At 44.1% G+C, this 10,912-nt stretch carries 10 protein-coding genes; 6 read left to right on the top strand and 4 right to left on the bottom strand.

What is annotated here, in order from left to right; genetic code table 11:
- Nucleotides 1-183: 183 nt before the first annotated feature.
- The 3 genes from I8J31_RS08935 to I8J31_RS08925 all read right to left on the bottom strand — a co-directional run bounded on the left by I8J31_RS08935 (nucleotide 184) and on the right by I8J31_RS08925 (nucleotide 4,007).
- Entirely contained in the window at nucleotides 184-1,701 is a 1,518-nt protein-coding gene (locus I8J31_RS08935; protein WP_199467985.1) for a fumarate hydratase, read from the bottom strand.
- Nucleotides 1,702-1,848: 147 nt separating this feature from the next.
- Nucleotides 1,849-3,501: a DUF2786 domain-containing protein gene (locus tag I8J31_RS08930; protein ID WP_199467983.1), complete on the bottom strand. Its 1,653-nt coding sequence runs from the start codon at nucleotides 3,499-3,501 to the stop codon at nucleotides 1,849-1,851.
- An 80-nt stretch (nucleotides 3,502-3,581) separates the two neighbouring features.
- The gene (locus I8J31_RS08925) at nucleotides 3,582-4,007 is read right to left on the bottom strand and encodes an HIT domain-containing protein (RefSeq protein ID WP_199467981.1); all 426 of its coding nucleotides are present in this window, start codon (nucleotides 4,005-4,007) and stop codon (nucleotides 3,582-3,584) included.
- An 85-nt stretch (nucleotides 4,008-4,092) separates the two neighbouring features.
- Here I8J31_RS08925 and I8J31_RS08920 point away from each other — a divergent pair, with 85 nt between their 5' ends.
- The 4 genes from I8J31_RS08920 to wrbA all read left to right on the top strand — a co-directional run bounded on the left by I8J31_RS08920 (nucleotide 4,093) and on the right by wrbA (nucleotide 7,752).
- Nucleotides 4,093-4,962, top strand: coding sequence for an SMP-30/gluconolactonase/LRE family protein (locus I8J31_RS08920; protein ID WP_199467977.1), 870 nt, complete (start codon nucleotides 4,093-4,095; stop codon nucleotides 4,960-4,962).
- A 31-nt stretch (nucleotides 4,963-4,993) separates the two neighbouring features.
- The gene (locus tag I8J31_RS08915; protein ID WP_199467975.1) at nucleotides 4,994-6,718 is read left to right on the top strand and encodes a proline--tRNA ligase; all 1,725 of its coding nucleotides are present in this window, start codon (nucleotides 4,994-4,996) and stop codon (nucleotides 6,716-6,718) included.
- Between the two features lie 90 nt (nucleotides 6,719-6,808).
- Nucleotides 6,809-7,153 (top strand): arsenate reductase (glutaredoxin), encoded by a 345-nt coding sequence (arsC, locus tag I8J31_RS08910; protein WP_199467973.1) that lies wholly within the window; start codon nucleotides 6,809-6,811, stop codon nucleotides 7,151-7,153.
- Nucleotides 7,150-7,752, top strand: coding sequence for an NAD(P)H:quinone oxidoreductase (gene wrbA / locus I8J31_RS08905; protein WP_199467971.1), 603 nt, complete (start codon nucleotides 7,150-7,152; stop codon nucleotides 7,750-7,752). The genes arsC and wrbA overlap by 4 nt, the downstream gene beginning before the upstream one ends.
- A 93-nt stretch (nucleotides 7,753-7,845) precedes the next feature.
- On the opposite strand, the gene cysB is transcribed toward wrbA, so the two are convergent.
- On the bottom strand, nucleotides 7,846-8,820 hold the full coding sequence (cysB, locus tag I8J31_RS08900; RefSeq protein WP_199467969.1) for an HTH-type transcriptional regulator CysB: 975 nt from the start codon (nucleotides 8,818-8,820) through the stop codon (nucleotides 7,846-7,848).
- 107 nt (nucleotides 8,821-8,927) lie between these two features.
- Here cysB and I8J31_RS08895 point away from each other — a divergent pair, with 107 nt between their 5' ends.
- Nucleotides 8,928-9,689, top strand: a complete 762-nt coding sequence (locus I8J31_RS08895) for a sulfite exporter TauE/SafE family protein (RefSeq protein ID WP_199467966.1) — start codon at nucleotides 8,928-8,930, stop codon at nucleotides 9,687-9,689.
- Between the two features lie 103 nt (nucleotides 9,690-9,792).
- Nucleotides 9,793-10,869, top strand: a complete 1,077-nt coding sequence (locus I8J31_RS08890) for a 3-deoxy-7-phosphoheptulonate synthase (protein ID WP_199467965.1) — start codon at nucleotides 9,793-9,795, stop codon at nucleotides 10,867-10,869.
- The last annotated feature ends 43 nt before the right edge of the window (nucleotides 10,870-10,912 follow it).

Genomic DNA, 10,912 nt, shown 5'->3' with positions numbered 1-10,912 from the left:
GCGCCCACACAAATTATCTGATTATCTATTTTAAAGAGCGTCGCCACACCTACTGTGCGGCTGAGGTCGTGTATAATACAGACTATTTTTATCTGTGCAAGCCTTTCTTTAACAGGATCAAACTAAAAAGCCACTATAAATTCTTCATAGTGGCTTTGGCTTTAAATCCGAATAACAAAGGGGCTATTTTATCTCAAGCGCTTGCGCTTCTATTTTTTCTTTCCATTCAGCTGGGCCAGTGATGTGAACAGAGGTTCCTGCTGAATCAACTGCAACGGTTACTGGCATATCCACCACATCAAATTCATAAATGGCTTCCATTCCCAATTCAGGAAAGGCAACCACATCGGCTTTCTTAATCGCTTTGGACACAAGATAAGCCGCACCACCTACCGCCATAAGATAAACAGCACCAAATTCTTTAATCGCCTCAATCGCAACCGGGCCTCGTTCGGCTTTACCTATCATACCAAGCAAGCCTGTTTTATCGAGGATTGTACGAGTAAACTTATCCATTCGAGTCGAAGTAGTTGGACCAGCAGGGCCTACCGCCTCTTCTCGTACCGGGTCTACAGGACCAACGTAATAAATAAAGCGCCCTTTAAGATCCACAGGAAGCTCTTCACCGTTAGCCATCATTTCAACCATTTTCTTATGAGCTGCATCCCGTCCGGTCAACATTTTACCATTCAACAAGACTGTTTCACCCGGTTGCCACTCTTTTACTTGCTCGGGGGTAATCTCGTTTAAATTAACACGACGAACGCTCTCCCCAACTTCCCAAGTAATTTCTGGCCAATCATCAAGGGAAGGCGGCACTAAGTCAGCAGGACCAGAACCATCCAATACAAAATGCGCATGACGAGTCGCTGCGCAGTTAGGAATCATGGCAACAGGTAAAGAAGCAGCATGCGTTGGGTAATCCATGATCTTTATATCAAGCACGGTTGTCAAACCACCTAAGCCTTGCGCACCAATCCCCAAATTATTTACAGCGTCAAAAATAGCTAAACGTAACTCTTCTACGCGATTCTGCGGACCACGCTCTTTTAGTTCATGAATATCGATAGGCTCCATCAGGGATTCTTTCGCCATCACCATGGCTTTTTCGGCCGTACCACCAATCCCTATACCTAGCATCCCTGGTGGACACCAGCCAGCCCCCATAGTTGGAACCGTTTTTTTAACCCATTCAACAATGTCATCTGATGGGTTCAGCATAGCGAGTTTAGACTTGTTTTCTGAGCCACCACCTTTTGCAGCCACATGAACTTCAACCGTATCTCCAGGCACTATTTCCATATGGATAACGGCAGGCGTGTTGTCTTTGGTATTTTTACGAGCACCAGCAGGATCCGCGAGAATAGAAGCACGCAATACATTGTCAGGATTAAGGTAAGCGCGACGCACACCTTCATTAATCATATCCGCAACACTTTTTGAACCTTCCCACTGAACATTCATACCGACTTTAACAAACACAGTCACTATACCTGTGTCTTGACAAATAGGGCGTTTACCTTCGGCACACATACGGGAGTTTATTAGGATTTGAGCCATGGCATCTTTCGCCGCCTGACTTTCTTCTCGTTCATAAGCTTCGTGAACAGCATTTACGAAGTCTAAAGGGTGGTAATAAGAGATAAACTGTAGGGCGTCTGCCACGCTATCAATCAGGTCATCTTCTTTAATAAGGCTCATGCGTCTCTCTCCTGCTGAGAATTACGATTAAATCGAAGGCGAAATGTTAAAAGAAGCGACAGCGCAAAGAAAGCATTAAGATGGTTTTTGCAGCGATATACCTCCCATCATTCATATGAATGGGAGATAGCACAGCTAAGGATCACCTTATCGGTTCACCTTTTGATCTTTATCTGCTTTTGGCTTTTGCACCGAATGCTGAATATATTCTTCTAAAATTTGCGTAGTGAATTTTTCACGATCAGGAAGGAAGGAAATTTGCTCAGCCTCCCAGTTAATCAAACGAATAAAAACCGAGTATTTTTTAATATAACTATAGCCGATATCTCTCACACTAATATCGTTACTACCCATCAGGTGAATAACCTGTTCAAGGTTTTTCTGCGTTTCAAATTGCCCCCCCTCATTCGCCGCATTTAATAAACGCTGAATATGCTGCAAAGGGTTTTCTGAATTTTTATTTTCTTTTTTAGAGGCACTTGACGTTAAAAACTTATCCAGCATGTCTTCCGTGTATTTTTCCCTTTCATGCAAATCGGAAATAAGAGCGGATTCACGTTCTAGCAAGCGAATAAATAGACTTTTATTTTTAATATCAGAAAACTCAAGATCCTTAAGCGACAAACCGTTTGTTTTCATTATCTCAATTACTTTTTCATAGGAGCCTGTCGCGTCCTCCCCAGCAGAGACAGCCAGAGCTAGATGCCTACGTAACTCATGCATAATCTTAGCGGCACGATAATCTTCTTTACGCTGCACATGCTGTTTAAAAGACTCTTCATACTTTTCAAGGGACAGATTAATCGACTCATAACCTTGAACCGCTTCCTGCTCATCTCTTAAGCAAGCCATGCGAACCTGACTACAGCGCTCCTCCCAAGCTTCATAAGATCTCGCCCTCGCCTGAAACGCCCTTTCTATTGCCTCTTCAAAACTCTGCTCAATCCGAGCACGCTCCGAACGCTCCTGAACTTCTTCCTGTTCATGGCTGTAGCGCTTTTGCTTTTTTAAATGCATGTTTTCTTGCGCCAAAGATAACTGTTGATTTAACGCATCTATCTCAGACTGAATTTTCACTTCATCAAAATCAGCTAATTTTTCATACACCTTCGCCCAATACTCATCCTCAGCAAAAGGCACATCAGGATCACTCGTGGCATATTGCGTTTTAAGGGTCTCGGCAAACTCATGAGAACTAGGACGAAACGCCTGAGCTGCATCAATGACATTGTCATTAGGAGTAGAAGAATGCGCATCATCATGAGCCTCTTCAGGCGCTAAATCATCCACAGTTTCGACTTTATCTAGATCTTCTTTCCGCATTCCATCACTTTCTTGATTATTAACAGAATTTTCTTCATGAGAATCGGCATTTGCCTCTTCTTCAACCGTAGCAAGCCGATCCTCTTCTTCCGTCTGTTTTTCATCAGAGAATACGCTTTCACCCGCTACGTCATCAAATAACATATCATCCAAAATGGTTCGTACTGATTCATAGGCGCGATCTGGATCATTGTTTTTTTCACTGAAACGTCGCTGATAAACGGAATTTTGAGGAGAAGGTTTGACCAGGGGTTCTTTCGCATACAAGGGAGCCGAAGCTCCCCAGCTCACTCGATAAAGCATGGAACGATCACACAGCTGCAAGATAGGCAATTCTCTTTGAGCTATCGTATATTGCCTTATTAATGACTCTGCATGGCGAAGCGCCATGGTGGACTCACTTGCATTAGATGAAGTCGCTAAGTTTAGTAACTTAACCACTTTTTGTATTGCCTTCTTCCTTCTGCGTATGCTCATAAAACATGCTTTCCAAGTTGGCTAAATCTGTTGCTAATAGCATACTAATTCTGTGTACTTTCTCAATAGTAAAACACTACTTAGCTGGCTACTAATATTAGATCATCATTTAGTAATGATTGGACCTTTTGCAAAATATTAGCCAAGTCTTCTTTGGCATAAGGAATCGCAGGCAATTTCCCCCAAATAGGCTCTGGCCAGCAGGCATCATCCTCATAACGGACCACATGATGCAAATGCAATTGCAACACTTTATTACCAATAGCGGCAACATTTAGTTTGGTAGCGGAAAAAGCGTCATGAAGCGCTTCCGCTAAAAGGCAACTCTCTGCCATTAGCTGCTGACGGTCCTCTCCTACCAACTGATAGATTTCCGACACATCATTACGCTGCGGCACCAAAATAAACCAAGGAAACCGAGCATCATTAATTAATCGTAGTTGACACAGAGGGAAACTCCCAACCAAAATAGAATCACGGCTTAATATTGGGTTTAACTCAAACATCTTTACGTCTTCCTATTTACAATAATGGCATTCATAAGCACTATAGCATCCTTATATTTAAACTACACAAAGACTTGGAGTCCTTATGACTGCTGTGCAATGCGTATTAGATGCACAAGCCAAACTTGCTGAATGCCCACGCTGGGATGAGCGCACTCAAACACTTTATTTTGTCGATATTGATTCGTTCAAACTACATGCCTTTAACACGCAAACACAAAAACTAGAAAGTCGTGAATTCGATGAAGCAATCGGTTGTTTTTCATTAGCAGAAAACGGGGGGTTTATCGCCGCCTTCCGTTCAGGCGTCTACACCTTCGAACATTTTAATGCACCTTTAACTATTTATTGGCTAGCCGACTACGATCAACAAACAACTCGCTTTAATGATGGTCGCTGCGATGCCAAAGGTCGTTTTCTAGCGGGCACCATGTATTCACCTAAAGATGCGCTCAAAGGTGCTCTACATCAATTCAGTCATGGACAAGAAACACTTATTGATCAAGCCGCCTGGACTTCAAATGGCCTAGCCTTTTCGCCTGACAATAAAATCATGTATTACTCAGACACCCCTAATCATGTGGTTTATCAGTTTGACTACGATCTTGAAAGTGGAACAGCGTCCAATAAACGCGTATTTATTCAGTTCCCCCATGGCAATGGGCGACCAGATGGTGCCGCAGTAGATTGCGAAGGCAACTATTGGTCAGCCCTATACCAAGGACAAAGAATAGTAAAGATAAGCCCAGCCGGGCAGATCTTAGAAGAACACCCAGTACCAGCCACCTACCCGACCATGGTTGCCTTTGGTGGCCCAGAGATGAACACGCTTTTTGTCACCTCAAGCCGCTCAGCTCAAAGTGACGAAGAACTCAAAACATTCCCGCAAGCCGGCGGCATTTTTGCCATCGACGTCAATGCGAAAGGCCAGACAGAACCAAGGTTTGCTGGTTAACAATAAAACTTTTTAACATAGACAAATTATCATGCGCGCAAGTAACTATTTATTTTCCACCCTACGCAACTCCCCAACCGACGCCGTTGTCGCTAGCCATCAATTAATGGTCCGTGCTGGCATGATTCGTCAGGTATCAAAAGGACTGTACACCTGGTTACCAACTGGACTAAAAGTTTTCCGTAAGGTAGAAGCTATCGTACGCGAAGAAATGCAAAATGCAGGTTCTCTCGAAGTCAGCATGCCAATTGTCCAACCAGCTGAATTATGGGAAGAGTCAGGCCGCTGGAAAAAATACGGCGCTGAGCTGCTACGCCTAAAAGACCGCCACGGCCGTGATTTTTGCTTAGGCCCAACCCACGAAGAAGTAATCACCGATTTAGCACGCAACGAAATCACTAGCTATAAACAGCTACCGCTAAACCTCTTCCAAATTCAAACAAAATTCCGTGACGAAGTTCGCCCACGCTTTGGCGTAATGCGCTCACGGGAGTTCTGCATGAAGGATGCTTATTCATTTCACGTCAATGAAGAGTCGCTACAGGAAACCTACGAGATAATGCACCAAGCTTACTGCAATATCTTTGATCGCATTGGTTTGGATTACCGCCCTGTACTGGCCGATACGGGCAGCATTGGTGGTGCTTACTCCCATGAATTCCATGTTCTTGCGGATTCCGGCGAAGATGACATTGCCTTTAGTGACGCATCTGATTTTGCTGCTAACATTGAGCTAGCCGAAGCGATTAGCCTAAAAACAGCAGCTGATCCCGCCACTCAGGAAGTCGAAGAAATTTTTACACCTGATTGTAAAACTATTTCAAAGGTAGCAGAGTTTCTAAAACTGGATGTAACAAAAACCGTTAAAACCATGCTTGTCAAAGGACTGGATGAAAACGAGCAGGCCACTATTGTGGCCCTCGTCCTGCGTGGTGATCACAACATCAATGAAATTAAAGTAGAAAAGATCGCCGGCATTATTTCACCATTTGAATTTGCCAACGAACAAGACATTATCGAGGGAATAGGTTGTCAACCTGGCTCCATTGGGCCAAAAGGACTCAAGGAGAAAGGCATTCGAATCATTGCTGATCGCTCTGCCGCCGTTATGTCAGACTTCTGTGCAGGTGCAAATAAAGATGATTACCACCTTACTGGCCTTAACTGGTCCCGCGACTGCGCAGATTTTGAGGTTGCCGATATCCGTAACGTTGTAGAAGGTGACCCTTCACCTGATGGAGCAGGCACTATCGTTATCAAGCGCGGAATAGAAGTAGGCCACATTTTTCAACTAGGCCAACAATATGCAGAAGCCTTAAAAGCCACGGTATTAGATGAAAATGGCAAAGCCAAAATAATGCACATGGGCTGTTATGGTATTGGCGTTTCACGCATTGTTGCCGCAGCCATTGAACAAAACTTTGATGACAAAGGCATACTTTGGCCTGCAAGCATCGCGCCTTTCGATATTGCTATTATCGCGATGAATTACGATAAATCGGAAGCGGTACGAGAAGAATGTGACAAACTCTACAATGAGCTAAAAGCACAAGGCCTTGATGTCTTGCTAGACGACAGAAAAGAAAGGCCCGGCGTCAAATTCGCCGACTGCGAATTAATTGGCATTCCACATCGCCTTGTTGTTGGCGACAAAGGCCTAGAAAAAGGCACACTGGAATATAAAAACCGCAGCTCAGGTGAAAACCAAGACATCCCAAGAGAAGAAGCAATCAACTTCATCTTGAGCCAAAAATAAACCATTTCTGACCCGGTCAAATCGTTATTTAATCGGGTCAGAAGCCAATCGCTTCCTAGCCATATCCATCCAACGCAAATAGGAACAAACATGACAATCATCTACCACAACCCCCGCTGCTCAAAATCTCGTCAAACACTGCAACTTCTAGAAAAAAATGGTATTCAAGCAGAAATAAGACTCTATCTGACGGACACACCCAGCATCGAAGAGCTTCAAGCATTACTTAGTCAGCTAGAAATTGAGCCTCTAACCCTAATGCGCACTAAAGAAGCAATCTACAAAGAGCTTGGACTAAACAAAGAATCAACAGATACAGAACGCCTTCAAGCCATGCAACAGAACCCTATTTTGATCGAACGCCCTATTGTCATTCACAACAACAAAGCCAAAATAGGACGGCCACCTGAAAGTGTTTTGGAACTATTCAAATGAACCAAACGCCTTATATTTTAGTATTATTTTATAGCCGCCACGGCTCCGTTAATGAAATGGCGAAGCACATTGCCCGTGGCGTCAACAAAGTTAACGATATAGAAGTTAAAATACGTCAAGTACCTGATGTGTCAGACTCCACTAAAGTTGCCAGCCCAGCGATACCAGAGGAAGGCGCCCCTTACTGCACACTCGACGAACTAGCAGAATGTACTGGACTCGCTATAGGATCGCCATCTTATTTTGGCAGTATGGCCGCTCCACTGAAGCACTTTATCGACCAAACATCGACTTTATGGCTAACAGGGCGATTAATAGACAAACCCGCCTGCGGCTTCACCAGCGCAAGCACCATGCATGGTGGACAAGAACAATGCATTCATTCCATGATGACACCACTACTGCATCACGGCATGGTCTGGGTCGGACTGCCTTATCGCAATAAAGAACTCATCAACACAGCAACGGGAGGCACACCTTATGGCGCCAGTCATCTTGCCAACAATACTAACGAAACTACCTTAACAGAGGATGAAAAAGCCCTATGTGAAGCACAAGGGAAACGTATTGCAGAGTTTGCACTTCAATTAAAAAAGTAACCTAAGAACCTAACCACTACCCTCGCCAATATGGCATAAAAAAGCCGTAACCATTTCCATGGTTGCGGCCCTATCAAACTAAACTCTCTCAACTTAATGCTTTGGCAGCTCAGTATCTTTAAACAATAACTCAACGTCATGCCTATTGCCTGCTTCCATTGCCGCCATCACAACCTCTCTTGTTAAATGCGGTGCAAAGGATTCGATAAATTTATACATATAACCACGAATAAAAGTATTACTGCGAATACCAATTTTCGTAATACTGTCCGCGAACAGATGTGACGCATCCAGCGCCACTAAATCAGCATCCTGCACCGCATCGTGAGCCATAGAAGCCACAATACCAACACCCAAACCAAGACGAACATAGGTTTTAATTACGTCGGAATCAGCCGCAGTAAACACTACATTAGGCTCAAGTTCGGCTTCCTGAAAGGCCTTATCTAGCTGAGAACGACCTGTAAAACCAAATACATAGGTAACAATGGGGTACTCGGCCAAGGCTTCCAAGGTCAAATTACTTACCTGAGCTAGAGGATGATCTTTAGGCACAACCACAGATCGATTCCACGTATAACAAGGCAACATAACAAGATTACCAAACAGTTCAAGCGCTTCCGTCGCTATCGCAAAATCAACCAGACCATCATTCGCCATCTCAGCAATTTGCATCGGAGTCCCTTGATGCATATGTAGACTCACCTCTGGATAACCATCGATAAACTGATTAATAACCTTAGGCAAAGCATAACGCGCCTGAGTATGAGTAGTGGCAATATCCAAAGAACCTTTACGTTCGTCACTAAACTCCTTAGCGACGCGCTTAATATTCTGCGTCTGATTTAAAATCTCTCCAGCGAGGGATATGATCTTCTCTCCTGCTGGTGTCACATGAGTCAAGTGCTTACCACTTCTAGCAAACACTTCTACACCAAGCTCATCTTCTAACAGGCGGATCTGCTTGCTCACCCCCGGCTGTGAGGTGTAAAGACTTTGTGCGGTGGCCGAAACATTCAAGTCATGACGTGCGACTTCCCAAATATACCTAAGCTGCTGTAACTTCATTGGCCACCTTATTCGAAAAAGAATTAAAAACAGAAGAAAATATTACTTTATAGAATAGTGAAAAACATCTAGTGTTGCCAGCTTAAATCATTTTTAGACAGGTCACGATGGATTTTATTTGGTATGTTTTTGCTGGTGCTGCCGTTGGTTTAGCCGTTGGCATTACTGGAGTCGGCGGCGGCTCTCTAATGACCCCTCTTCTTCTGCTATTCGGTTTCCCCCCTCATATCGCTATTGGTACCGACTTAATGTATGCCGGTATAGCAAAGAGCACAGGGGTGGTAATGCACGCCAGACGTGGCAATGTTAACTGGAAAATCGTTGGTGCAATGGCTGCCGGCAGCCTTCCCTCCTCGCTTATTACTGTTTGGACATTATCCCAGTTCGAAAAGCCAGATCACTACCAAGAGATACTCACAGCAACTCTAGGTTTCATGCTTGTTATTACCGCTACTGTCATTCTATTTAGATCTAGGCTAACCAAAGCGCTAGATTTTAATATCAGCCAAACCCAAGGCACTCACGTTATTTTTATTTGCGGCATACTATTAGGCTGCTTAGTAACGCTCACCTCTGTTGGAGCAGGCGCCCTTGGCACCGCCATTATGATGATCATATTTCCTATCATGCGCGCCAAAAACATTGTTGGGACAGACTTAGCCCATGCCGTCCCTTTAACTCTAGTGGCTGGAACTGGCCATCTTTTATTGGGCAATGTTGACTACAACCTACTAGTTGCTCTTTTAATCGGCTCAATTCCAGCCATATACATAGGAACCAGAGTCGCAAGTCGCGTATCTAATCGCATATTACAGCCGGTTTTAGCCACTGCCCTCATGTCATTTGGCGTGAAATACCTTTTCTTTTAAAAAATCAAAAGCAAACGGTTCATAAAGCAGTAAAAACACGATATGGTACGCGGCTATAAATTATAATTTGTAACTAATAAAGCAACAGGCAGGAACTCCAGTAATGAGCAATAAATACCTTGAGGATTTGAACATTGCCTCGTTTACCCCTTTGGTAACACCGAGTCAATTAAAGCAGAGTCTGCCAGTCAGCGATGCCGTTAGCAAGCATGTAGCAGAATCTCGCGAAGTGATTAAAAACATCATGGACGGTAAAGACCACCGCCTAGCCATCGTAATTGGGCCTTGCTCTATTCACGATCCAGCCGCTGCACTTGATTATGCAACACGCTTAAAAGCCTTAGCAGCCAAGCTCGATGATACCCTGTACATCATAATGCGCGCCTACTTTGAAAAACCACGCACCACTGTTGGTTGGAAAGGCCTCATCAATGACCCGAATCTTGATGGCACTTTTGATATAGAAAAAGGCATGAAAATTGGTCGTAAGCTACTTATCGACCTTGCTGAAATGGGCCTACCTCTAGCGACAGAGGCATTAGATCCAATTTCACCACAGTATATCCAAGACCTAATCAGTTGGTCCGCTATTGGCGCTCGCACTACGGAGTCACAAACTCACCGTGAAATGTCTTCTGGTCTGTCAGGTCCAATTGGCTTTAAAAACGGTACGGATGGCTCGATGACGGTTGCGGTTAATGCCATGCAATCTGCCTCTCACCCACACTCTTTCCTTGGTATCAACGAAAGCGGCCAAGTGAGCATAGTGAACACTAAAGGTAATGAATACGGCCATGTCGTATTACGTGGCGGTAATGGTCAACCAAACTACGATGCGGCCAATGTTGCCCTAAGCGAAGCTGCTTTAACTGCTGCCAAATTGAAGCATAACATCATGGTTGATTGCTCTCACGAAAACTCGAACAAGAAACCAGAACGCCAAGTGACTGTCGTGGAAGATTCCACTCAACAAATCCTTGATGGCAATAACTCCATTATGGGCTTAATGATTGAAAGTAATATTGGTTGGGGCAATCAAAAAGTCCCCGCTAATCTGGCCGATCTTGAATACGGTGTTTCTATTACCGATGCTTGCATCGACTGGGAAACGACAGAAAAATCTCTTACTGACATGGCCAATGCTTTGCGCGACGTTTTACCAAAACGTTCACGAGCATAAGCCTATTTTAGTTTAAGCACGGAAAGACAATAAAAAGGGGCTA

It is taken from the genome of Marinomonas transparens (assembly GCF_016463975.1).
Taxonomy (GTDB): Bacteria; Pseudomonadota; Gammaproteobacteria; order Pseudomonadales; family Marinomonadaceae; genus Marinomonas; species Marinomonas transparens.
Note: the sequence above shows the minus strand (reverse complement) of the source record. Positions and strands in the feature narration are given on the sequence as shown.